Annotated in this window: 20 protein-coding genes and 1 pseudogene; 16 read left to right on the forward strand and 5 right to left on the reverse strand. The window is 58.5% G+C overall.

All coding sequences use genetic code 11. The annotated features are described in order from the left end of the window. Positions 1-386: 386 nt before the first annotated feature. The 5 genes and pseudogenes from DBW_RS19165 to pilV all read right to left on the reverse strand — a co-directional run. Positions 387-848 (reverse strand): annotated as a pseudogene (locus DBW_RS19165) (thrombospondin type 3 repeat-containing protein); the annotation flags it as partial. A gap of 27 nt (positions 849-875) precedes the next feature. Then, positions 876-1232, reverse strand: a complete 357-nt coding sequence (locus DBW_RS07000; RefSeq protein WP_066726227.1) for a hypothetical protein — start codon at positions 1230-1232, stop codon at positions 876-878. Positions 1233-1263: 31 nt separating this feature from the next. Beyond that, on the reverse strand, positions 1264-1800 hold the full coding sequence (locus DBW_RS07005; RefSeq protein ID WP_066726230.1) for a pilus assembly PilX family protein: 537 nt from the start codon (positions 1798-1800) through the stop codon (positions 1264-1266). A 29-nt stretch (positions 1801-1829) separates the two neighbouring features. Then, positions 1830-2762: a PilW family protein gene (locus DBW_RS07010; RefSeq protein WP_066726233.1), complete on the reverse strand. Its 933-nt coding sequence runs from the start codon at positions 2760-2762 to the stop codon at positions 1830-1832. After that, positions 2762-3166 carry a type IV pilus modification protein PilV gene (gene pilV / locus DBW_RS07015; protein ID WP_066726236.1) on the reverse strand — a complete coding sequence of 135 codons (405 nt, stop codon included), beginning with the start codon at positions 3164-3166 and terminating at the stop codon, positions 2762-2764. Before pilV ends, DBW_RS07010 begins: the two co-directional genes overlap by 1 nt. Positions 3167-3464: 298 nt before the next feature. Here pilV and DBW_RS07020 point away from each other — a divergent pair, with 298 nt between their 5' ends. The 16 genes from DBW_RS07020 (at position 3465) to DBW_RS07090 (ending at position 23050) form a co-directional block, all read left to right on the forward strand. Continuing rightward, positions 3465-4811 (forward strand): DUF1015 domain-containing protein, encoded by a 1347-nt coding sequence (locus tag DBW_RS07020; RefSeq protein WP_066726239.1) that lies wholly within the window; start codon positions 3465-3467, stop codon positions 4809-4811. 87 nt (positions 4812-4898) lie between these two features. Then, positions 4899-5936 carry a ParM/StbA family protein gene (locus DBW_RS07025; protein WP_066726242.1) on the forward strand — a complete coding sequence of 346 codons (1038 nt, stop codon included), beginning with the start codon at positions 4899-4901 and terminating at the stop codon, positions 5934-5936. A gap of 92 nt (positions 5937-6028) precedes the next feature. Next, positions 6029-8203 carry a ribonuclease R gene (rnr, locus tag DBW_RS07030; protein ID WP_066726245.1) on the forward strand — a complete coding sequence of 725 codons (2175 nt, stop codon included), beginning with the start codon at positions 6029-6031 and terminating at the stop codon, positions 8201-8203. Positions 8204-8206: 3 nt separating this feature from the next. Further along, positions 8207-9193, forward strand: coding sequence for a bifunctional riboflavin kinase/FAD synthetase (locus DBW_RS07035; protein ID WP_066726252.1), 987 nt, complete (start codon positions 8207-8209; stop codon positions 9191-9193). Next, positions 9190-10071 (forward strand): shikimate dehydrogenase, encoded by an 882-nt coding sequence (locus DBW_RS07040; RefSeq protein ID WP_066726262.1) that lies wholly within the window; start codon positions 9190-9192, stop codon positions 10069-10071. Before DBW_RS07035 ends, DBW_RS07040 begins: the two co-directional genes overlap by 4 nt. A 75-nt stretch (positions 10072-10146) precedes the next feature. After that, positions 10147-11847 carry a type IV-A pilus assembly ATPase PilB gene (gene pilB, locus DBW_RS07045; RefSeq protein WP_066726265.1) on the forward strand — a complete coding sequence of 567 codons (1701 nt, stop codon included), beginning with the start codon at positions 10147-10149 and terminating at the stop codon, positions 11845-11847. A 77-nt stretch (positions 11848-11924) separates the two neighbouring features. Continuing rightward, positions 11925-13034: a type IV pilus twitching motility protein PilT gene (locus DBW_RS07050; protein WP_335339865.1), complete on the forward strand. Its 1110-nt coding sequence runs from the start codon at positions 11925-11927 to the stop codon at positions 13032-13034. 50 nt (positions 13035-13084) lie between these two features. Next, positions 13085-14302 carry a type II secretion system F family protein gene (locus DBW_RS07055; protein WP_066726268.1) on the forward strand — a complete coding sequence of 406 codons (1218 nt, stop codon included), beginning with the start codon at positions 13085-13087 and terminating at the stop codon, positions 14300-14302. 9 nt (positions 14303-14311) lie between these two features. Then, entirely contained in the window at positions 14312-16015 is a 1704-nt protein-coding gene (locus DBW_RS07060) for a two-component system sensor histidine kinase NtrB (protein ID WP_066726271.1), read from the forward strand. Then, entirely contained in the window at positions 16005-17399 is a 1395-nt protein-coding gene (locus DBW_RS07065) for a sigma-54-dependent transcriptional regulator (protein WP_066726275.1), read from the forward strand. Before DBW_RS07060 ends, DBW_RS07065 begins: the two co-directional genes overlap by 11 nt. Before the next feature lie 309 nt (positions 17400-17708). Next, positions 17709-17921, forward strand: coding sequence for a type IV pilin protein (locus DBW_RS19100; RefSeq protein ID WP_066726278.1), 213 nt, complete (start codon positions 17709-17711; stop codon positions 17919-17921). Positions 17922-17974: 53 nt separating this feature from the next. Then, a complete protein-coding gene (locus DBW_RS18455) occupies positions 17975-18358 on the forward strand; it encodes a hypothetical protein (RefSeq protein ID WP_197463746.1) in 384 nt (127 codons plus the stop codon). Positions 18359-18470: 112 nt separating this feature from the next. Continuing rightward, complete coding sequence (locus DBW_RS07075) at positions 18471-20465, forward strand: O-antigen ligase family protein (protein WP_082820227.1); 1995 nt, start codon at positions 18471-18473, stop codon at positions 20463-20465. Beyond that, positions 20458-21378, forward strand: a complete 921-nt coding sequence (locus DBW_RS07080) for an ABC transporter ATP-binding protein (protein ID WP_066726284.1) — start codon at positions 20458-20460, stop codon at positions 21376-21378. The genes DBW_RS07075 and DBW_RS07080 overlap by 8 nt, the downstream gene beginning before the upstream one ends. Continuing rightward, positions 21375-22193: an ABC transporter permease gene (locus DBW_RS07085; protein ID WP_066726287.1), complete on the forward strand. Its 819-nt coding sequence runs from the start codon at positions 21375-21377 to the stop codon at positions 22191-22193. The genes DBW_RS07080 and DBW_RS07085 overlap by 4 nt, the downstream gene beginning before the upstream one ends. Further along, positions 22193-23050 (forward strand): hypothetical protein, encoded by an 858-nt coding sequence (locus DBW_RS07090; RefSeq protein WP_066726290.1) that lies wholly within the window; start codon positions 22193-22195, stop codon positions 23048-23050. Before DBW_RS07085 ends, DBW_RS07090 begins: the two co-directional genes overlap by 1 nt. Positions 23051-23068: the final 18 nt, after the last annotated feature.

The following is a 23068-nucleotide window of genomic DNA, read 5'->3' on the forward strand; positions in this document are numbered from 1 at the left end:
TCAATTGTGCCGTTGGCTATTGGGTTGGCACTAGTGCTCGGGCATTGATCATTCAAGTTATCTACATCACCATTAATATCTGAGACGTATTTCCATTCTGAGCAGATCCCGTTGTTCCAGTCGGATTGTTTGCAATAATAAACTGCATCATTTATACAGTTTTCATCCCAAAAATTATTTTTCTTTTCTCCGCAATACTTATGTTGTGTAGTGTATGTCTTGGCCGGGTTATAGCCACCAATCGGTGCCGGGTCGCCACCGCCGGTAGTTTCACAGGCGTTGCCGATATTGTTGCTGTCCGTGTCTTCCTGTCCTGGATTGTACACGTCCTTGCAGTTGTCGCAGGCATCACCGATGCCATCATTGTCCGTATCTTCCTGCCCGGGATTGGAATTACGCCGGCAATTGTCACAGCTATCGCCGATGCCATCACTGTCCCTGTCCTCCTGCCCTGGATTGGCAGAATGGACGCAGTTGTCCTTCGGATTAAGACAGCCGCTGACATCGGGATAACCATCCCCATCTGAATCAGGACATGCGCCAATTGGCTCGCAGGCATCTCCAATGCGATTGCTGTTACTGTCCTTCTGGTCTGGATTCTTCACATTGGGGCAGTTGTCCTGGCTGTCGATTACCCCGTCATCGTCGTAGTCCGGTTCGCAGACCTGGATATTAGCCGGCTCCTTCATGCTCCCCGAGGTGTCGAAGATAATGAGGACGTTGGGTTTCACTGTGGCGGTCTCACCGCCGTAGATAGCAGTGTCACCAATGAAGTCGTCGGGACCGGCCCAGGCGGTCGCTGCCAGGGCCAGAAAGGCGATCAGTGTCAGAATATTCGTTCTTCTCATAGGAATTTCCTCCTGTTCGCCCGCAGGTTAAGGGGTGTTCTTGGGTTGTTTTTTTGCTGGTGCAACCGTCTGAAGATAGTTGAGGTAGTTGCCGGTGGCCCGACTGGGGGCCTCAAAATTGTCAGCACAGTTGTAGTCGCTTAGGACAACGCCGGTCCAGATCCCCTTCTGTCGGAGATTATTGCGCGCCAGGGAGCACTTGAAAGCATCGACCGTTTTGTAATCTCGGTCGGGGTCCCACATATCGTAGACTCTGTTGTGCTCGTAGATTCGATTATTGACGAACATCCCCTCGTAAATATGGTCGGGTTTGTATTCCGCAGCCAAAGCGACCAAGGGCAGCCCGAGGAGAATGAGCAGGGCCAAAGAGAGAAGTTTTTTCATCGTTGCCTCCTTCAAAAGGGCGTAGAGCGCCTTACTTGGGTACGATCCTGACCACCTGGGCGCGAATCCCCTGGCGGGACGGGTTGCTGGCATTGAACGGGGCGACGCCGACGGCATGGACGGCGTAGTTGCGGGCCTCGAGCACCGTGGCGTCGCTGCCGGAACCGACCGGGGTAGTGCCGCTGTAGAGAAATTCCACGGTATTTTGTGGGGGGTCACCAGGCTTATCGATAGCGAGGCCGGAGCGGGCGGTGGCAACCTGCTCGCTGAAATGGGTCACGCCGTCGGCGGTGAAATCCTTGTTGAGGTCGACAGAGCCGGAGCCGGTCGCCACTACCTCGGTTGAATACTCGACCGCCCGGTCGGCGGCGTAGAAGGCCTCCTGGTAATTGCGGTAGTTCCCGGAGAGCTGGATTTCGGAGGTCGAGGTGTTGAGGAGCATCGCGCCGAGGATGCTCATGATGGCCAGCAGGGAGATCGCCACGATCAGGGCGATGCCGCGCTGGTTGCCGAGCGGACCGACAAATGTTGCCAGGGACAATTCGTTACGGGTCGGATCATGGATCATGGTGGCTGACTCCTGTTTCGGGCCGGATATCAATTCCGCAACCGGATGACGCTGACGACGCTGCGCGGCCGGACCGTGCCGTCGAGCTGGCTGACCGTATTGGCGGTGATGGTCACCCGCACCGCCACGACCCGGGCGAGCTGGGCCGCCGTCAGGACGTTGGGGGCAAGGGGCGCGACCTCGCTGCCGTCATCGAGCTGGTAGGTGAAGAGGGGGACAGCGTTCGGGTCGAGGGGGTCGGGTACAACGATATTCTCGGCGATCAGGTCGTTCCCCTGGCCGTCGGCATTGCGCACCAGATCGGTGCCGGCGAGGGTCCAGGAGATGGTTGACGGATCGGGTGGTGGAGGATTAGGGGGATCGGAACGGGTCACGCGGGCGATGATGTCGCCGGGCAGGAATAAAGATTCTGTGGCGGGCCATCCCTTGAGGGTTATTGTAGGTGGCGCAGCGAGAGGGTTTACGGGATAGTCTGCATCGCCGCGAAAAACGCTGTCTACCTCCAAGTCCACATTGGCCGGTTGGTCGCCGTTTTGTGGTCGGATCACTCTCACCCAGTTGCCTTTGGTGAACAGGTCGGTCATGGCCGCCGTAGTCACAGCCAATGCCGCCGTTGCCGTTCCACCCGTAACTTCGACCCCGTCTCGGACCTGGGCAAAGTTGTAGTAGGCCGAAGCGGTCTCGATATTCAGGGTGGTGGCGTTGGAGTTGGCGGCGATGCCGGTGGTGCCGGTGGGGACGAGCAGGCCGGCCATCTTGATGTCGCGGCCGATGATATCGAGGGCGACCCGCAGCGACTGCTGGATATCGACCACCTCTTCCTGGTTGTAGGTGGTGCGCTGCATCCCCATGTAGAGGGAGTACATTCCAACCAGGGCAATGCCGAGGATGGCGACGGCGACCAGCAGTTCGAGGAGGGTGAAACCCCTTTGGCGGGTGACTTTAACTACGGCAGATTTCATCAATAGAACCTCTTGAACCCTTCGAGGGTAACTACCCGTTGCTTCGGCCCGGTGACGGTCACAGTGATCTTGGCGATGCGGGCCGCCGGCTCGTTGGTCTCGACCTCCCAGCTGGCGGCAAAATCCCCGGCCCCGTCAATCCGGGCATTGGCGCCGAGGTCAAAGGCGATCGGAGCCACAGTGTCAGCTTTGAAGACCGCATCCGTGTCACTGCGGGTCAGCACATCTTCGAGCACCCCCTGGGCGATGGCGGTGGCGACGGTACGCGTGTTGGAGCCGGCGTTGTATTCCATGGCGCGGATCTGCACGCCGGCGATCCCGAGCAGGCCGATGGCGAAGATGGTGAGGGCCACCAGAACCTCCAGCAGGGTGAAGCCGCGTTGGTTGGTTGTTGCTGCTGTCATCGATCAATTCTCCTTGCTACCCGCCCCGCATGTGGCGCCAGGGGGCGGAGGGGACGTGTTGGTATCCGGATAAAAAGCAAAAACCGAACCAACTTCGGACGCTGGAATTCGCCTGATACTTCGGCCTCTTGCAGCGAGCGGACTGGGGCGGGACCCTGTGGGAACGCAACAATTTCAGCACCAGTAGTGCAAACTTTGCATGGTCGGGGCCGGATGGGAGCTTTTCCCTTGAACCAGCGCCGCCCTTTCCCGTATAGTCGGCACTTGTTCTCACTGACCATTCGCGGAGGTTTTCCCTATGGCCAAGATTGTCCCGTTTCGTGCCCTGCGTTATGACCTGAAGCGCCTTTCCCAGCCGGGCAGCGTCATGGCGCCTCCTTACGACGTCATCTCTCCGGCCCTGCAGGAGGAGCTCTACGCCCGCGACCCGCACAACGTGGTGCGTCTGATCCTCGGCCGGACCGGGACCGGGGACCACGAGGGGGACAATCGCTATACCCGCGCTGCCGCCGATTTCAGGGCCTGGCAGGAGTCGGGTGTCCTGTTGCGGGACGCCACGCCGTCCCTCTACCTCTACGATCAGGAGTATGTTCTGGAGAGCGGCGAGAAGGTCGTGCGCAAGGGGTTCATGGCCCTGACCCGGCTGGAGGATTTTTCCTCCGGTGTGGTCAAGCCCCACGAAAAGACCCTGGCGGGACCGAAGACCGACCGGCTGCATCTGACCAAAGCCTGCAGCGCCAATTTCAGCCCGATCTTCAGTCTTTACGCCGACAGCTGCTGCGTTCTCGAAGCCTTGACCCGGGAATTGCGAGGGGGGGCGCCCGATATCGAAGTCCGGGACGATGACGGGGTGATCCATCGCCTCTGGCAGGTCACCGACCCGGCGATCATCTCCCGGGCGCAAAACCTCCTCGACGCCAAGCCGCTCTTTATCGCCGACGGTCATCACCGCTATGAAACAGCCCTCAATTACCGCGACTACATGCGTGGCCAGCATCCCGGTTTTACCGGCCGGGAGCTGTTCAACTATGTCCTGATGTACTTTGCCAATATGGAAGACCAGGGGATGCAGATCTTTCCCACCCATCGTCTGATCTTCAATTTGAACGACTTCCGTCTCGAGCCTTTCGTCGAGTCCCTGGCCGACAGCTTCGATATCGAAACCGTCCCCTGCAACCCGGCATCGGCCGAGGAACGGCAGCGGATTCGCCAGCTCCTCGCGGCCAAGGGGGCGGGTGGTCACGCCATCGGCCTCTTTGCCGGGCGCGAGCGCTGTTTCCTGCTCACCCTCAAGGATGAGCAGGTCATGGACCGTTTCTTCCCGGAGAAGGCACCCAAGGCGCTGAAAACCCTCGATGTTTCAATTCTCCATCGGCTGATCCTCGAAGGGCTGCTCGGCATCACGGTCGAGGCCCAGGAACAGCAGCTCAACCTCAAGTACGTGAAGAACTTCGACGAGCCTTTCGAGCGGGTGCTAAGCGGCGAATTCCCTCTTGCTTTCCTGATGAATCCGACCCGCATGACCGAGGTCCGGGATGTCGCCAATGCCGGGGAGAAGATGCCGCAGAAGTCGACCTACTTCTACCCCAAGCTCCTCTCCGGCCTGGTGATCAACCCGATCGTGCCGGGCGAGTCGGCGGAATAACCGAATCTTCGCCAAGGTCCGGGCGATCCGGGCCGCAGTTTGCGGTGGAACATCCTTTTCAGACCTTTTTGATTCCCGGAGGGGCGTGTGGACATTCTTGGTATCGACATCGGTTTCGGTTTTACCAAGGCAAGCAACGGCAAAGAGAACCTGATCTTCAAGTCGGTTCTCGGTGAGGCGACCGATATCCAGTTCCGCGAGCCGGTTCTCGGTGAAGGGGGGGCGGCCGAGGAGCACCTGCAGGTGGAAGTCGACGGCAAATCCTATTTCGTCGGCGAACTCGCCGAGCGCCAGAGCAACGTCCGTTTTTTCACCCTCGATCAGACCCAGTTCATCAGCCAGTTCGCCAAGACCCTCGCCCTGGCCGCCGCGGCCCGGCTGGTCGGCAATTTCCTGCCGATCAACCTGGTGACCGGGCTCCCGATCGGCTACTACCGGGACCACAAGGAATCGCTGGCCCAGGTGCTGCAGGGGGAGCACAAGGTTGCCTTCACCGATGCCGCCGGCAAACGCCAGGAGAAGAGTATCAACATCAACAAGGTGCGGGTCATCCCGCAGCCTTTCGGTTCGATGTTCAACCTGATGCTCAATGACCTCGGCGAGATTGCCGACCGGCGCCTGGTCAAGGAGAAGATCGGCATCATCGATGTCGGCTTCCGCACCTGCGACTACACCATCGCCGACCAGATGCGCTACTCGGAACGGGGGAGCCGCACCACCGATTCGGGGATTGCCCGGGCTTTCAACGTGATTGCCGGCAAGTTGCGGGAGAAGAGCAACGTCAATATCGAGCTTTACCGGCTCTATGGCGCCGTCGAAAAGGGGACGATCAAGATTCGTGGCAAGGAGTACGACCTGCGCGAGCTGACCGAACAGGTCTTCGCCCAACTCGCCACGACCGTCGCCAACGAAGTCGACCGCCTCTGGGTCGATGACTGGGATATCGACGCCATGGTCATTACCGGCGGCGGCGGCGCGGTCCTCGCCAAGCATCTCCAGCCCCTCCTCAACGGCAAGGTCCTCACCCTCGACCCGGCCCAGGATGCCCGGCTGCTCAACGTCCTTGGTTACTTCAAGTTCGGCCGCCACCTCTGGGCCCGTGGCGCCGGGGTGGCGCCGGGCTGAATCTTCGGACTCTGGTATAATTGCCCTCTGGCCGGGCAGGGCCCGGCCAGGCGAATTCCATTGACCCATCCATCCCGGGGGTATCCCGCGTCATGGCCGTCACCCCGCTCGCGATCATCGCCTTCCTCGAAAGCCGCGCCCGCCGGCCCCTGACCCTGCGTGACATCCTCTCCGGCCTCGAACTATCCGCCAGCGATCGCCGCGCCGCCAAGCAGCTGATCGAATCGATGGTCCATGACGGTTCCCTGATCCAGCTCAAGGGGGACCGTTTTTCATTGCCCCGCCAGCTCAATCTGGTTACCGGGCGGGTTTCGGCCCATCGTGACGGCTACGGCTTCGTCGCCCCGGCCGATGGCGGCGCCGATGTCTTCGTCCCGGCCCGTTTCATGCGCGAGGTGATGCACGGGGACCGGGTGGTGGTGCGGGTCGAACGGCAAGGGCGCGGCGGCAGCCGTGAAGGGCGGGTGGTCGAAGTGCTGGAGCGGGCGCACACCACCCTGGTCGGCCGCTTCGAAGGGGGAGAGCGGCTCGGTTTTGTCGTTCCCGTCGATCCCCGCCTCGGCGCCGACCTGCTGATACCCGCCGACGCCACTGGCGGCGCTCGCCCCGGAGAGATGGTGATCGCCCGCATCGATGTCTACCCCGGCAAGACCCGCAACCCCGAAGGGCGGATCATCGAGGTGCTGGGGCCGGTCGGGGATCCCGAGGTCGAAGTGCTCACCGTGATCCACCAGCATGGACTCCCCCATCGCTTTGCCGCCGCGACGCTGGCAGCGGCGGAGGCGGTGCCGGAAACGGTTACCGCCGAGGAACTGGCCGGACGCGAGGATTTACGCGGGCTGCCGCTGGTGACCATCGACGGCGTCAATGCCCGCGATTTTGACGACGCCGTCGCGGTACGTGCCGAGAGTGGCGGCAGGACCCGGCTATGGGTGGCGATTGCCGATGTCGGCCACTATGTCCCGGCCGGGAGCGACCTCGATCGCGAGGCGCTGGAGCGGGGGACCAGTGTCTACTTTCCCGACCGCTGCATCCCGATGCTGCCGGAGCGCCTTTCCAATGGCATCTGTTCCCTTAACCCCGGTGTCGACCGGCTGGTCCTGGTCGCCGAGCTTCTTTTCGATGGCCAGGGGGTACGGCTCGACAGCCGCTTTTACCCGGCAGTGATGCGCAGCGCGGCGCGGCTGACCTACGGTGAGGTGCGCGACATGCTGTTGCACCGGGAGGAGGCAGTCATCGCCCGCCACCCCGAACTCTACCCCCGCCTGCAGGAAATGGCCGCTCTCGCGGAACGCCTGACCGCCATGCGCCGCCAGCGCGGCAGCCTCGATTTCGACCTTCCCGAGGCGGAGATCATCCTCAACCTCAAGGGGGAGCCGGAGGATGTCGTTCGGGCCGAGCGGACCCTCGCCCACCGGCTCATCGAAGAATTCATGCTCGCCGCCAACGAGGCGGTCGCCGAATTCCTCAGCCGGCGCGAAGTGCCGCTCCTCTATCGCATCCACGAAGCCCCGACCCTCGACAAGCTGATCGCATTCCAGCAGTTCGTCGCCCACTTCAACCACGGCATCCTCCTCGATGGCGGCCCCGGCGGCGCACGCCGGCTGCAGCAGCTCCTTGCCAGCCTCGAAGGGGCGCCGGAAGAGCGGATGATCAACCAGCTGCTGCTGCGGAGCATGAAGCAGGCCCGCTACGCCGAAGAGAATGCCGGGCACTTTGGCCTGGCGGCCGAGTATTACTGCCACTTCACCTCGCCGATCCGGCGCTACCCGGATCTGGTCGTCCACCGGATTCTGCGCCAGGCGTTGACCGGAAAAGGGATGACCGGGCGCCAGCGGCAGCGCTGGCAGCGCGAACTGCCGAACCTGGCGGAAGTCACCTCGCAGCGGGAGCGCCGGGCGATGGAGGCCGAGCGGGAAATCGTCGCTCTGAAAAAGGCGCAGTTCATGGAGGGGAAGGTCGGCGAAGAGTTTGCCGGCCTGGTTTCGGGGGTGCAGCCCTTCGGTTTCTTCGTCGAACTGCGTGACTACTTTGTCGAGGGATTGGTCCATATCTCCAGTCTCGGCGATGATTTTTACCACTATGAAGAAGAGCGCCAGCGCCTCGTCGGCAGCCACCGGCGCCGGATTTTCCAGGTCGGCGAGGAGGTGCGGGTGCGGGTGGCCAAGGTCAGCCTGGAGCGCCGCGAAATCGACTTCGAGCTGGCCGGAATCGGGACGGCGGCCCGGCCACCGCGGCGGCCGCGCCGCCGTCCCGGGAGAAAGTAGCCGATGCGTATCGTCCGCGATCTTTCCGAGCTGACGGCGCCGGTCGACGGTGCCGTGGTCACCATCGGCAACTTCGACGGGGTCCACCTCGGCCACCGGGAGATCTTCCGCCGGGTCGTCGAGCGTGCCCGGGAGCTGCAGGGAACCGCCGTAGTGCTCACCTTCGTCCCCCACCCGCTCAAGGTGCTCGATCCAGAGCGGGCGCCCCGCCTGCTCAACACCTACGCCGAAAAGGAGCGATTGATCGCCGCCTCCTGCATCGATCTGATGGTCGCTCTCCCCTTTGACGCGGAGCTGGCGGCCCTGCCGGCGGCCCTCTTCGTCGAGGAGATCCTGATGCGGAAAATCGGGGTGGCCCACCTGATCGTCGGCTACGATTATGCTTTCGGGCGGCACCGGGAGGGGGACGTCGCCTTTTTGCAGCGCAAGGGGGCTGAGCTCGGCTTCGCCGTCGAGGTGCTGTCACCCGTCGTTTCCGGCGGCGAGAGCTACAGCTCGACGCGGATCCGGCGCCTTTTGGCGGCGGGTGATGTGGCCGGGGTGGTCCCCCTGCTCGGGCGCCACTTTACCCTCGAAGGACGGGTGATCCATGGCGCCAACCGCGGCCAAAAGCTTGGCTTCCCGACCGCCAACCTGTTGACGGAAAAAGAGATCCTGCCGCGCCCCGGAGTTTATGCGGTGCGGGTGCGCCAGGATGAGAAGTTCTTCGACGGCGTCATGAATATCGGCTTCAATCCGACCTTCGGGGTCGAACGCATCTCTCTCGAAGTGCACCTGCTCGATTTCAGCGGCGATCTTTACGGGCAGGACCTGCGCGTCTATTTCGTGGAACGGCTGCGGGGGGAGAAGGTCTTTGCGTCGGGAGAGGAACTGAGCCTGGCGATTCGGCGCGATATTGAACGCGCCCGAACGCTTCTGGCCGACACCCGGATTGTCGAGTACCGCGAATACCTTGACTGCGGCTTTTCCCCGCCCGGGAGGGATGCATGAAATCGCCTCTTCCCCAGACGGTAAGCGGCAAGACCCGGGTCTACGGCATCTTCGGGGACCCGGTGGCCCATTCTCTGTCGCCCCTGATGCAGAATGCGGCCTTTGCGGCCGCCGGCATCGACGCCATCTATCTACCCTTCCAGGTTGCGGCGCCTGCCCTGCCGGCTGCGGTGGCAGCGCTACGGGCGCTGGGGATCGGCGGCATCAACGTCACCATCCCGCACAAGGAACAGGTTCTCGCCTTTCTCGACGAGGTCGATCCCCTGGCGCAACGGATCGGCGCCGTCAATACCATCGTCAACCGCGCCGGAACCCTGGTCGGCTACAATACCGACGGCATCGGACTGCTCCGCTCCCTGGAGGCAGATCTCCAATTCCGGGCGGCGGGGAAGCGCATCCTCCTGCTCGGCGCCGGTGGCGCCTGCCGGGCGGCGCTGGCAGCGCTGCTGGGCGAAGGTGCCGCCTGGATCGGCGTCGCCAACCGCAACCCTGAGCGTGCCCTGCAATTGGCGCGGGAGCTTGCGCCCTTGGCGCCGGGCACATCCATTGCAGCATTTGCGCTGGCGGCCGCGGCGCTGGCAGCTGTGTGGGGGGAGGTCGACCTGGTGATCAATACCTCCGCCGTCGGTTTGCATGGCGAAGACTTCCCGATGCCGATCGCTACGTTGCTGCAGCCAGCGGGCCGCATTTACGACATGGTCTACGGTCCGCGCCCAACGCCGCTGCTGGCGGCGGCCCGTGCCGAGGGGCGGCCTTGCGCCGACGGGCGCGGGATGCTGGTCGGCCAGGGCGAAGAGGCGTTTCGCCTCTGGACCGGGCAGGCCCCGCCTTCTGGCGTGATGCGGTCCCGGCTTTTGACAGAATCCTCTGAAATATAGGGTCCTTAGCTTGACAGTTTCGCGGCCTTTCTATAGTATGGCTTCACTTTTGTTTTCGGGAGGACAGGGCGCGGCATGACGACGAACCGACTTGGTGAACTGCTGGTTCGCAACAAGCTGATCAGCGAGGGGCAACTGGTCAAGGCCCTCGAGGACCAGAAGGTCCAGGGAGGGCGGCTTGGCGCCAGCCTGATCAAGCTCGGCTACCTCAAAGAAGAGGAATTGTCGGCTTTTCTCTCCCGCCAGTACGGCGTCCCGTCGATCAACCTCCAGGAATTCGAAATCGACCCTGCGGTGATCCGCCTGGTCCCGGCCGAGGTCGCCCAGAAGTACCAGATCATTCCGATCAATCGGGCCGGTTCTACCCTGATTGTCGCGATGAGCGATCCGTCGAACATCTTCGCCATCGACGACATCAAGTTCATGACCGGTTACAACGTCGAAGTGGTGGTCGCCCCCGACGCCTCGATCAAGCAGGCCATCGACAAGTACTACGACCAGAGCGCCTCCTTCGACGAAGTCATGGGGGATTTGGAGGATATCGACCTCGAGATCGTCGACGAAGAGGACAATGTCGATGTCAATGCCCTGGCGCAGGCGAGTGAGGATGCGCCGGTCGTCAAGCTGGTCAACCTGATCCTGACCGACGCCATCAAGCGCAAGGCGTCGGATATCCACATCGAACCCTACGAAAAATCGTTCCGCGTCCGCTATCGCATCGACGGTGTCCTCTATGAGGTCATGAAGCCGCCGATGAAGCTCAAGAACGCCATCACCTCCCGCATCAAGATCATGTCCGAAATGGACATCGCCGAACGCCGCCTGCCGCAGGACGGGCGCATCAAGATCAAGCTCCCCGGTGGCAAGGACATGGATTACCGTGTCAACTGCCTACCGACCCTTTTTGGCGAAAAGGTCTGCCTGCGCCTCCTCGACAAGAGCAACCTGCAACTCGACATGACCAAGCTCGGTTACGAGGAGGCGGCCCTCAAGCACTTCAAGGAGGCAATCCACAAGCCCTTCGGCATGGTCCTGGTCACCGGACCGACCGGCTCGGGCAAGACCGTTTCTCTCTATTCGGCGCTGTCGGAGCTGAACAAAGTTACTGAAAATATCTCTACCGCCGAGGACCCGGTCGAATTCAACTTTGCCGGCATCAACCAGGTGCAGATGCACGAGGAGATCGGTCTCAACTTCGCCTCGGCGCTGCGAGCTTTCCTGCGTCAGGACCCCGATATCATCATGATCGGCGAGATCCGCGATTTCGAGACTGCCGAGATCGGGGTCAAGGCGGCGCTGACTGGCCACCTCGTCCTTTCCACCCTGCATACCAACGATGCACCTTCGACGATCAATCGCCTACTCAACATGGGGATCGAGCCCTTCCTGGTCTCCTCGGCGGTCAATCTGATTACTGCCCAGCGCCTCGGCCGGCGCGTCTGCCAGGAGTGCAAGGAGGTTGAGGAAATTCCCAAGCAGGCGTTGATCGATGCCGGGGTGCCGCCGGAAGAAGTGGACGAATATGTCTGCCAGCGCGGCAAGGGATGTTCCAACTGCAACGACACCGGCTACCGCGGCCGCGTCGGTATCTACCAGGTCATGCCGATGTTCGAGGAGATCCGGGAGATGGTCCTGGCCGGCGCCAATACTGCCGAGATCAAGCGGGAATCGATGCGTCTCGGGGTCAAGACCATGCGCCAGTCCGCCCTGACCAAGCTCAAGGAAGGGATGACCAGCATGGAAGAGGTGTTGCGCAGCACCATGGCGGACGATTAATGCTGCTCAGTAGCGTTTTGTCGCAATTGCGGGTCCCACCGCAGTTGTGTTTGTACCGGTAAGCGGGGAGGTGGCACGTGTCCAACATCAGTATTCACCAGCTGCTCAAGACGATGGTCGACCAGGGGGCGTCCGACCTCCACCTTACCACCGGTTCCCCGCCGCAAATCCGGGTCGACGGGCATATGACCCCCCTCAAGCTGCCGCCGATGCAACCGGCCGATACCAAGCAGCTCTGCTACAGTATCCTTACCGACGCCCAGAAGCGCAAGTTCGAGGAAGAGAACGAGCTCGACCTCTCTTTTGGGGTCAAGGGGTTGGCGCGGTTTCGCGGCAATATCTTCATCCAGCGTGGCGCCCTCGCCGGCGTTTTCCGGCTGATTCCCTACAAGGTGCTGACCTTCGAGGAACTCGGTTTGCCCCAGGTGGTGAAGGATATAGCCCGCAAGCCACGCGGTCTGGTGCTGGTTACCGGCCCCACCGGGAGCGGCAAGTCGACGACGCTCGCCTCGATCATCGACATGATCAACACCGATCGCCATGAGCACATCATCACCATCGAAGATCCGGTGGAGTTCCTCCACCCGCACAAGAACTGCCTGGTCAACCAGCGCGAGGTCGGCGCCGACACCCAGTCTTTCAAAAAGGCCCTCAAGTACATCCTGCGCCAGGACCCCGACGTGGTGCTGGTCGGCGAGCTGCGCGATCTCGAGACGATTGAAGCGGCACTCACCATTGCCGAGACCGGCCACCTCTGTTTCGCGACCCTGCACACCAACGGCTGCGTGCAGACGATCAACCGCGTGGTCGATGTCTTCCCGACCCATCAGCAGCAGCAGGTCCGCACCCAGCTCGCCTTCGTCCTCGAGGGGGTCCTCTCCCAGACCCTGGTCCCCCTCAGCTCCGGCAAGGGACGCTCCCTCGCCCTGGAAATCATGGTGCCGAATACCGCGATCCGGGCCCTGATCCGTGATGACAAGGTCCACCAGATCTATTCGCAGATGCAGATGGGGCAGGACAAGTTCGGCATGCAGACCATGAACCAGTCGCTCTTCATGCTCTATCACACCAAGAAGATCACAATGGAGATTGCGATCTCCCGCTCTTCTGATCCTGAGGAACTGAAGCAGATGATCGCCAACCCCAATGCGGTGCTCAAGCGCGGAATACAGACCGCCAGGTCCTGACCGGCTCCCGGCACGTCTGACGGCTGTTCAATTTACTGCGAGAGGACGATATGCCTAAGTTTACATGGGAAGGAAAGGCGCGCACCGGAGCGCAGCAAAAGGGCGAAATGGAGGCTCCCAATGAAGCCGCCGTCATGGCCCAGCTGCGGCGCCAGGGGATCATGCCGAGCAAGATCCGCGAGCGGGGTCGCGGCATGGAAATTAATCTGAAAATTCCCGGTTTCGAACCGAAGATTACCACCAAGGACCTGGTCGTCTTCACCCGCCAGTTCGCGACCATGATCGACGCCGGTCTCCCCCTGGTGCAGTGCCTCGACATCCTCTCCCGCCAGCAACCGAATCGGACTTTCAAAAAGATTCTGACCCAGGTCAAGGAGAGCGTCGAGTCTGGCTCCACCTTTGCCGACGCCCTGAAAAAGCATCCGAAGGCCTTCGACGAGCTTTATGTCAACCTGGTGGCGGCCGGCGAGGTCGGCGGTATCCTCGATACCATCCTCAACCGCCTGGCCGCCTATATTGAAAAAGCCCTGAAGCTGAAGAAGCAGGTCAAGAGCGCCATGACCTATCCGACCACCATCATCGGCATCGCCGTCGTCGTCATTGCCGTCATCCTGATCTTTGTCATCCCTGCTTTCGAGAAGATGTTCGCCGACTTCGGTGGCAGCCTGCCGGCACCAACTCAGATCGTCATCAATCTGAGCAATTTCATTCAGGACTATATCCTGGTGATCATCGGGAGCATTGTCGCCACCATTTGGCTTGTCAAGCGCATCTACCGGACCCCCAAGGGAAGGGAGAAGATCGACGACTGGGCGCTAAAAGCGCCGATTTTCGGCATCCTGATTCGCAAGGTGGCGGTCGCCAAGTTCACCCGGACTTTGGGGACGATGATTTCCAGCGGCGTGCCGATTCTCGACGGGCTTGAAATCGTCGCCAAGACCGCCGGCAACAAGACGGTCGAAAAGGCGATCTACCGGGTGCGACAGAGCATCAGCGAAGGAAAGACAATTGCCGAGCCGTTGGAAAAATCGGGAGTCTTCCCGCCAATGGTCTGCCAGATGATTGCCGTCGGTGAACAGTCCGGGGCCATCGACACCATGCTCAACAAGATCGCCGACTTCTATGACGACGAGGTCGACGATGCCGTAGGTAATCTAACGGCGATGATGGAACCGCTTTTGATGCTCTTTCTCGGGACGACGGTCGGTGGCCTGGTTATCGCCATGTACCTGCCGATCTTCAAACTCGCCGGGACGGTGGGAGGCTAGCCCCTATTCATGGCCGGCTATCGTGGCGCGGGAGGCCATGGCGAACGGGCCGAACACCAGCGGCTGATTCTGTTTCTGGTCTCGCGGATCCTGGTGATCTCCCTCTTCCTCGGGGGGACGATTGTCTATCAGTTCCGCAGTTCCCTCGGGCAACCCCCGGTTGTCATCACCTATCTCTACCTGCTGGTCGGCATCTCCTACCTGCATGCAGTGGTCAGCGGCTTCCTGTTGTTACGTCTTCCGGGGCGCGCCGTCACCCAGTTCATGGCCTCCTGGGACCTGTTGCTGGCTACCGCGCTGATCTATCTGAGCGGCGGGATCGATAGCCTCTTCTCGTTTCTTTACCTGCTGATCATCGTTACCGTCAGTCTGCTTCTCCCGCGGCGGGATGTGGTTTTCGTCGCCTGTGCTTCGGCCATCCTCTACGGCAGCCTGCTCGACTTGCAGTATTTCGGTCTGTTGCATGGGTTGCCCGGGCTCGATTTTGCCCACCGTACCGATGGCCGGGACGTCTTCTATGCGGTATTTATCAATGTTACCGGGTTTTTGCTCACCGCCCTTCTCGCCGGCGCGCTTTCCGAACGGCTGCAGCGCAGTCAGCAGGCCCTGGAGCAGAAAGAGATCGACTACGAGGAGCTGGAGAATCTGAATCGCTCTATTCAGGCCACCATCCACACTGGCCTGATGGTCGTTAACCGATCCGGTCGCATTCGCCTTTTCAACCAGGCGGCCGAACGGATGACCGGCTATACTCTGCACGAGGTCTACAACCTGGATATTCGCCAGCTGATTCCGGAAATGGCGGTCATTGGCGAGTCTGGGCTGCAGGAGATCAGCCGCGGCCAGACCTCCTTCAGCAGCCGCGATGGGCAACGGAAAATATTCGGGTTTGCCTCGTCGCGGGTTGAGAACGGCCGTGAAGGGGAGGGTGGGCTACTCGTCGTTTTCCAGGACCTCACCCAGGTTCTCGAAATGGAAGAGCGGCTGAAGCGGGCCGACCGCCTCGCTGCGGTGGGGCGGCTGGCGGCCGGCATGGCCCATGAGATCCGCAACCCCCTCGCCTCCATCAGCGGTTCCGTGCAACTTATGCTGGAGGGGACGGATCTCCCGGAGGACGACCGCCGGCTGATGGGGATCGTCGTCCGCGAGGCGGATCGTTTGAGCGCGCTGCTGACTGATTTTCTGGTCTATGCACGGCCGCGCAAGCCGGCGCCGGAACACTTCGATCCGGCCCTGCTGCTCGACGAAATTATTGACATGGTAATGGGCGATGTCCGCTCTAGCGCAATCAGCGTTGAGCGGCATTACCAGGCCAGGGTTTTGGTCGAACTCGACCGGACCATGCTGTGGCAAATCTTCTGGGATCTGTTGATCAACGCCGTCGAGGCGATGCCGGAGGGGGGCCGCCTGCGGGTGACGATGACCGTCGAACAAGCTGGCCTGCGCCTGGCGATCGAAGATTCCGGGCCAGGCATACCGGCCAGGGAATGGGGACGCATCTTCGAGCCCTTTTTTACCACCAAGGCTCAGGGGACTGGCCTTGGCCTAGCCACGGTTTTTTCCCTCGTCGAGGTCAATGGTGGCACGATCCACCTGGAAGCCGGAAGTCTGGGCGGGGCCTGTTTTGTCCTGCACTTTCCCCTGGGACCGGATCAGCATCCGAACGGCAGCGAGCCGCTGCGATTGCAAGGGCAGGTCGATCATGAAGAGTAAATCCTCCGCACCCCGGGTCCTTATCGTTGATGATGAAACCAGCATGCGCGAATTTCTCGGCATCATGCTGGGCCGGGAGGGGTATCGTGTCGATACGGCGGCGGACGGCGTCCAGGCCCTCGCCTATCTGCAGCACACCCCCTGCGACCTGGTCATCAGCGACATCAATATGCCGCGCTTGGGAGGGATTGAACTGCTCGCCCGGATCAAGGAGAAATGGCCGGAGACGGTGGTGATCATGATCACCGCCTTTTCCTCGACCGACGAAGCGGTCGAGGCGATGAAGCAGGGGGCTTACGATTACATCACCAAGCCCTTCAAAAACGAGGAAATCCGCCTCATCATCAAAAACGCTCTGGAGCGGCGCAGTCTGCGGCAGGAGAACCAGCAGCTCAAAAAGGAGCTAGGCCAGCGCTATTCCTTTGCCGGGCTGATCGGCAAGAGCCGCGAAATGCAGCTCATTTACGACCTGATCGAAAAGGTCGCCGCCAGCCGCGCCAACGTTTTGATCTCCGGGGAGAGCGGAACCGGAAAAGAGCTGGTGGCGCGGGCGATTCATCATCAAAGCGAACGGCGCGAGCGTCCTTTCGTCCCCATCAACTGCGGCGCCATTCCGGAAAACCTCCTCGAAAGTGAGCTTTTCGGCCATGAAAAGGGTGCTTTTACCGGCGCCACCCAGCAAAAACTGGGCCTCTTCGAGGTCGCCGATGGCGGGACCCTCTTCCTCGACGAAATCGGCGAATTGCCCCAGATGATGCAGGTCAAGCTGCTGCGGGTGCTCCAGGAGCGGGAACTGCGGCGGGTCGGCGGGACCCGGAATATTCCGGTCGACGTTCGCCTGGTCGCTGCCTCCAACAAGGACCTTGCCAGTGAGGTCGCCCGGGGCGCCTTTCGCGAGGATCTCTTTTACCGGATCAATGTCATCCCCCTGCATCTGCCACCACTACGCGAGCGGCGGGGGGATATCCCTCTGCTGCTAGAACATTTCTATCGCCAACTGACCGGCAGAGAAACCCTGCGGGTCACCGAGGGGGCGATGCGCCGGCTCCTCGACTATCCCTGGCCGGGCAATATCCGGGAACTGGAGAACGTGGTGGAGCGTTGCATGGTGCTCGACCAGGGGGATGAACTGCGGGAAGAATCGCTGCCGCCCCAACTTTTGGGGTGTGTTTCAGGGGGGATGTCTGCCATTGATCAGTTTCCGGCGGAGGGGCTCGATCTCGACGCTTACCTCGGCGAGATCGAAAAGGGCCTGTTGCTCAAGGCCCTGGAGCGGAGCGGCGGTGTCCGCAAACAGGCGGCGACCCTGCTTGGTATCACCTTTCGTTCTATCCGTTATCGCCTCGCCAAGTTCGAACTTGCGACGGACGACGAAGACGAGTAGACTTCTGGGGTGGCAAGGACTGGAGTGACAAAGTTTGTCATTGGGTACTGCCGCATTTTGGCGGCTGCGAGCCACTTTCCTGCCCCGGTTAATACCAGATCATCCCGCAGGACCCCCGCATTTTTAAAGGGTTGCAGGGAAAGTTCACAAAAATAAACTATTGGCACAATGATTGCTAGGTAAGCAAGGAAAGTTTGGATGGACGAACGGTCCGATTGGGTTGCTTCCGATCGGGTTGTCCCGTCCACGATGTCAAGGTTGCCGGTTTGCCGGCATTAATCTGTCCACCCAGGAAAGGAGAACAAAACCATGCTGAAAATGTTCAGAAAATCTGAGAAGGGTTTTACCCTGATCGAGCTGTTGATCGTCGTCGCGATCATCGGTATCCTGGCGGCCATCGCCATTCCCCAGTTCGCTTCCTACCGCCAGAAAGCTTTCAACTCAGCGGCTCAGAGCGACCTGAAAACAATGCGGACTTCGTTAGAAAGTTTTTACACGGATAACTACTACTATCCTTATTAAATTATCTCAATCGGAATTTGTTTTGGTTACCTCTTCAGAATAGGAGAAATATGATGAAAACACTCGGTGGAATTCTTGCTGTCTTGATGTTATTGGTTTCTGCGAACAGCGTTTTTGCGGCACATACTGGTACTCTACAAAGTGGCGAGGTTAGCCTTTCCACCTCCGGTGGCACGCCTGATCCATTGATTATCGGCCTCTCGCCCAAAGTGACGGCCCGCTATATTAATCCAGGAACGACCCAAGCTACAGCACAATGGTTTGCCATTGCAACCGCTCATCCTGGTGGCAATACTGTTTATGGGACAGCGCAAAATCTGAATAATATCTGGCAAAAAGGCTTTAAAACTGGAACTGCTCTTACGACTGACCTTATGAATATTCCCGTGTCCGTTAACTCTGCCGACGATTGGTCAAATAACGGTTGGAAATATTGATTTTTCATTTTTACATTATGCAAAAAGCCCCTCATGTGAGGGGCTTTTTGCATAATGTCGCTGAAGGGAGTAGTCGTCAAGCTGTTCGGAATGATAGGAATGACAGTAGTGTATGGCCAAGTTGATAGTGCCGCTTAGCGAAGATGAAAAATCGAACGGAACAAGAAACGCAAAGAGGTTTGAAGAATCAGACCGAGATGTCAAGGGAAATGTCCGGGATGGATGCCTTGCCGATCTAGTGATGCGGTCCTGTCGGTTTTTTGGGGGCGCGTGCGGGGGATCGAAGCTTCTCACCGTCTTTATCCTCCTTCTGCAATTTACTATCCTGCCGGGACTCGGAGACATGGATAAGGCCGGGAAGCTTTTCCCGTTGGTAGTGGTCACCCTTCTCTGTGCCCTGATTTTTTTATGGTCCGGGTCTTCTTTGCGGCTTTCACCGGTCATGGGGCTGTTTGCCCTTTTCTGGCTGGTTCTGCAAGTTTCCGCGACTCAGGCTTTTCAACCCCACTGGGCCCTGATTCAGAACGGCATCCTCGCAATTTTACTCATTTTTTCTATGATGGTCGCCCAGTGGAGTTCTGATCATAACGAATTTAAGGGAATTTTTATTGTTGGGTTGCTGATTTTTGGTCTGTTTGCGGCTTTGCTCGGCCTATATGACTTTTCCCGGTTTTTGGTCCTGGGCCCGTCCTCCTCCATGGTGATTCCCTATCTCCTGCCACCGAATCAAAGCCTGCGCATCGGTGGTCCCTACGGGCAGCCCAATCTGTTTGCCGTCTTTCTGACTGTCGTTCTGCTTGCCTATTTTTATCGCCATCTTCATGCCTCGGCGATGTATCCCCAGGGGATATTTGTCTATTTTCGACACTTCCCATTCTTTGTTGTTGGTTTGGTATTTTTTCTGACTGGCTCCAGAGGAGGGTTGCTCTCCCTGTCCCTAATCCTCGGTGTGCTGGCTTGGCTGGTTGCCAGAGGGAAATACCTTTCAGATAATCGCCCCGGGCGGATGGAGTTTTCCCGTTTGCTACTTGTATTGCTGGGCGCCATGCTCTTGGCCAAGGGCCTAACCGCAGTACTGGCCCCTCACTTGGCACTGGGGAGCGAACTGATGGATACGGGGATCAGTACTGACGCACGGTTCGTATTCTGGACCAGCGCATTTTTGATTTTCAAGTCGCATCCCTGGCTGGGGGTTGGACTGGACGGGTTTCAGTATTTTCAGGACGCTTATGGACCAAGGGCGCACGATCTGCTGGGGTTCGTTAACTACGAAGCGATGGGGAGTACTTCCTGGGCCCATAACGAGTTGTTGCAGATCCTTTCCGAGGGGGGAATCGGCGCTTTCCTTTTTGCACTAATACTCATTGGCCTACTTATCTTTGCCATTTGGCGCTGCTTTCTGCGAAACCGGGAGCCGTTTGGTCCCTTTTTCCTTTATAGCCACCTTCTTTTACTCCCCTTTATCTTCCAGTCGATGTTCAGCTGGCCGTTCCGTCATCCCGCTCTTCTGACCCTTTTTTTCGCTTGTTTGGGGATTCTCCTTGCCCAATATCCTCTCAAAGTCCTGAGGTTTTCCGCCCTTTGCAGGGGAATTCAGGTGATCCTCGTGCTCTGCGGATTGGCATTGACGGGCCTTTTATTTCAGCAGGAACTGGCCTTGGGAGCACTTAAACATGAAATGAGGATTCCCGGCCGGCTAGAATCCAGCTTTTCCAATTTTACCATCCTGGCCGAAAACCCCTACAGTGCCAATCGCGCGCTTGTATCGGCTTTGCCGCGTTATCTGCATACGGCCCTTTCCCCTGGCCAACATAATCTGGCCCGACGAATTGTTCCCTACTACGAGCGTTTGTGCCATGTGAAGGGTTCGCGGGCCAACTGGTTTAATTTGGGCCTGCTATATTACACCCTTGGACGAGAAGGTGAGGCCAAAATGGCCGTTCGGAAGGCGATTCACCTTATGCCGTCATCGGATCTGTTCTGGCAATTCGATCATTATCTCAACATGCGCCAGGCCGCACGGGAAACAGGTCGTCCCCTGGAGGAGTTTTTCCCACGACACAAACCCTATAACCCTTCACTGCTGGGTATGCCGATCTATGATTGAGATCTCCCTCGAAAAAGTCACCAAAATTTACGATCCCGGACTATTTAGGAAAAAGGTCCATGCTGTTCAGGACTTGTCTATTGAGGTTCGCACTGGGGAAGTGTTCGGGCTGGTAGGTCCCAATGGAGCGGGAAAGAGTACCAGTATCCGGCTCCTTCTCGGGTTGAGTCGTCCCACCTTCGGGATCATCCGGTTCCGTTCACGTCTCTTGAGAAAATCTTGCTACCGCAAAGAATTCGGATACCTGCCTGAAAATCCTTATCTGTACGATCACTTGAACCTGGAAGAACTCCTCGCCTTCAGCGGTCGTGCCTCAGAGATGGACAGGGGAGTGGCGGAAAGACGGGGACAGGAGTTGATGGAAAGACTGGATATGCTCGAGTCCCGAAGACGGCCGATGCGCACCTTTTCCAAGGGAATGCTGCAGCGTGCCGGAATCTGTTTTGCTCTGATGCACGATCCCTCCGTGCTGATTTTGGACGAGCCTATGTCTGGTCTCGATCCTGTCGGTCGCCGCATGGTTTTTGAGCTAATTGGTGAATTGAAGGACCAGGGGAAAACCATATTCTTCTGTTCACATATTCTTACGGACGTAGAGCGCCTGTGTGACCGCATTGGGGTGATGGTGGGTGGGCGACTGGTCCGTGTTCTCGGGCGGGAAGCTTTTGCTGACAACGTTGGTCCCTCGTTGCACCTTGTCGTGGCGCCCCTCACAGAGGATCAGCGGAATGCTCTCGATACGCTGATCGGCGGGGTATTCAAGGAGCAGGGTCAGTACATTATTTCGTTCCCGGTTGCTGCGCTGCCGGTGGTCTCCTCACAGTTGAGCGCCATGGGAGTGGAGGTTCTTGGGAGCAGAAGCGGTCGCTTTTCCCTCGAGGAAATCTTTATGCAGGAAGTGGAGGCCAAATGATAACAAGATTATTTGCTCTGGCTTTAATCACTTTCCGCGAGGGTATCCGCAACCGTTCCGTTTTTGGCATTGTAATATTCTCCCTCTTCTTCTTCGGACTCAACATCGCTGTTGCCGGTTTCTTCATGCGGGATATCGACAAGGTTACGGTCGATATGAACCTGAGCGCTCTGTCGCTGGCTGGTCTGCTACTCGTCTTTTTCATCGGTGTCAACCTCATGGCCAAGGACATCGACCGCAAGACAATCCACCTGGTCCTCTCCAAGCCCATCTCGCGAGTAGAATATATCTGGGGAAAGTATTTAGGTCTTCTACTTTTCATCCTGGTGTCCATGGCCGTACTCATGGCCTTCTCCTGTTTTACCGTGTGGTTGCTCAAGGTTTTGTATGCCGACTATTTCCTCCAATTCTCCTGGACTATTTTTTTCATTGCCGCATTCTTTGTCTTTTTGAAAATTGCCGTTCTTGGAGCCGTCGTCGTATTTTTCAGTTCCATCACCACCAACTCCTTCATCACTCTTATCTTCTCTCTTTGTGTTTTCATTGTCGGTGCCACCATAGAGGAGGTCGTTTTTTATCTTCGCTCAGCATTTGCGGCCAAAGAAATGGCTTTTTCCGTACCCCTTAGTAATTTTATTGAGGTGGTATCCTATCTTGTCCCCAACCTCGCGACCTTCGATTTCAAGACTGAGGCCGCCCACGGTCTTTCCCTCGGCTGGGAACGGCTCGGCGTTTCCTTCGGTTATGGGACGATTTACATCGTCGTCCTGCTTCTCTTCGCTTCTGCCATTTTCCGGCGGCGGGAGTTTAATTAATGCGACGGAGTTGGAGCTTACTTGCTGGTCTGGTTATCGCTGTCGCTATGTATTTTTTTTTCAATATGGAAATGTGGCGATGCCGAAACGACGTAAGGAGTGAATCCTCTGCAGAGTATGTCCTTCCCTCAAAATTTAGTCGGATATTATCCCTCGGGTATCGGGGATTGCTCTCGGATTATCTTTTTCTTAAAACCGCCGCCTTTTATGGCGAACGGCTGATGACGCAGAAACCGCTCAGTGGAGCTGATTGGGATTATTTTGCCACCAGCCTTGACGTCATCACTGACCTCGACCCCTATTTTTTTGATCCATACCTGTTGGCCGAGGGGAATATGGCTTGGGAAGGTAAAATCCAAGAGGCCAACAAGCTGTTAAAGAAAGGAATGAAATATCGGAGCTGGGATTGGCGCATCCCTTATTTTATCGGCTTCAATTATTTTTATTTTTTGAAGGATTATGAGAAGGGAGCCGAGTACGTCATGGCCGCAGCCAGGCTCCCTGGCGGTCCCCCTTATCTTAAAACACTCGGTTCCCGCTTGGCTTATTACGGCGGAAAGACCAAAACGGGAATTCTGTTTTTGAAAGGAATGATAGCGGAGACCGAAGATCCACGGTTCCGTGCACCATTGGAAAAGCGCCTGCTCGCTCTTGAGCGAGCCGAGAAATTGGAGCTTTTGGTTAACCGCTTTAAAGAAGAAACCGGAAGATCCCCGGCGGCGGTCAACGAATTGGTAGAAAGGGGCTACATTGATTCCTTGCCCGAAGACCCCTATGGTGGAAAGTGGGTTATTTTACCAACTGGCCGTATTTTCAGTACCAGTAAATTCGCTTCTACGCCTGAAAAGCAAAGATAGATAAATGTATCTGTAATC

The organism is Desulfuromonas sp. DDH964 (assembly GCF_001611275.1).
Lineage (GTDB): Bacteria > Desulfobacterota > Desulfuromonadia > Desulfuromonadales > DDH964 > DDH964.

What these genes read in the sequence shown, in the direction of transcription:
- DBW_RS07000 (WP_066726227.1), bottom strand. Translation starts at nt 1,232, where the DNA reads ATGAAAAAACTTCTCTCTTTGGCCCTGCTCATTCTCCTCGGGCTGCCC.
- DBW_RS07005 (WP_066726230.1), bottom strand. Translation starts at nt 1,800, where the DNA reads ATGATCCATGATCCGACCCGTAACGAATTGTCCCTGGCAACATTTGTC.
- DBW_RS07010 (WP_066726233.1), bottom strand. Translation starts at nt 2,762, where the DNA reads ATGAAATCTGCCGTAGTTAAAGTCACCCGCCAAAGGGGTTTCACCCTC.
- pilV (WP_066726236.1), bottom strand. Translation starts at nt 3,166, where the DNA reads ATGACAGCAGCAACAACCAACCAACGCGGCTTCACCCTGCTGGAGGTT.
- DBW_RS07020 (WP_066726239.1), top strand. Translation starts at nt 3,465, where the DNA reads ATGGCCAAGATTGTCCCGTTTCGTGCCCTGCGTTATGACCTGAAGCGC.
- rnr (WP_066726245.1), top strand. Translation starts at nt 6,029, where the DNA reads ATGGCCGTCACCCCGCTCGCGATCATCGCCTTCCTCGAAAGCCGCGCC.
- DBW_RS07035 (WP_066726252.1), top strand. Translation starts at nt 8,207, where the DNA reads ATGCGTATCGTCCGCGATCTTTCCGAGCTGACGGCGCCGGTCGACGGT.
- DBW_RS07040 (WP_066726262.1), top strand. Translation starts at nt 9,190, where the DNA reads ATGAAATCGCCTCTTCCCCAGACGGTAAGCGGCAAGACCCGGGTCTAC.
- pilB (WP_066726265.1), top strand. Translation starts at nt 10,147, where the DNA reads ATGACGACGAACCGACTTGGTGAACTGCTGGTTCGCAACAAGCTGATC.
- DBW_RS07055 (WP_066726268.1), top strand. Translation starts at nt 13,085, where the DNA reads ATGCCTAAGTTTACATGGGAAGGAAAGGCGCGCACCGGAGCGCAGCAA.
- DBW_RS07060 (WP_066726271.1), top strand. Translation starts at nt 14,312, where the DNA reads ATGGCCGGCTATCGTGGCGCGGGAGGCCATGGCGAACGGGCCGAACAC.
- DBW_RS07065 (WP_066726275.1), top strand. Translation starts at nt 16,005, where the DNA reads ATGAAGAGTAAATCCTCCGCACCCCGGGTCCTTATCGTTGATGATGAA.
- DBW_RS19100 (WP_066726278.1), top strand. Translation starts at nt 17,709, where the DNA reads ATGCTGAAAATGTTCAGAAAATCTGAGAAGGGTTTTACCCTGATCGAG.
- DBW_RS18455 (WP_197463746.1), top strand. Translation starts at nt 17,975, where the DNA reads ATGAAAACACTCGGTGGAATTCTTGCTGTCTTGATGTTATTGGTTTCT.
- DBW_RS07075 (WP_082820227.1), top strand. Translation starts at nt 18,471, where the DNA reads ATGGCCAAGTTGATAGTGCCGCTTAGCGAAGATGAAAAATCGAACGGA.
- DBW_RS07080 (WP_066726284.1), top strand. Translation starts at nt 20,458, where the DNA reads ATGATTGAGATCTCCCTCGAAAAAGTCACCAAAATTTACGATCCCGGA.
- DBW_RS07085 (WP_066726287.1), top strand. Translation starts at nt 21,375, where the DNA reads ATGATAACAAGATTATTTGCTCTGGCTTTAATCACTTTCCGCGAGGGT.
- DBW_RS07090 (WP_066726290.1), top strand. Translation starts at nt 22,193, where the DNA reads ATGCGACGGAGTTGGAGCTTACTTGCTGGTCTGGTTATCGCTGTCGCT.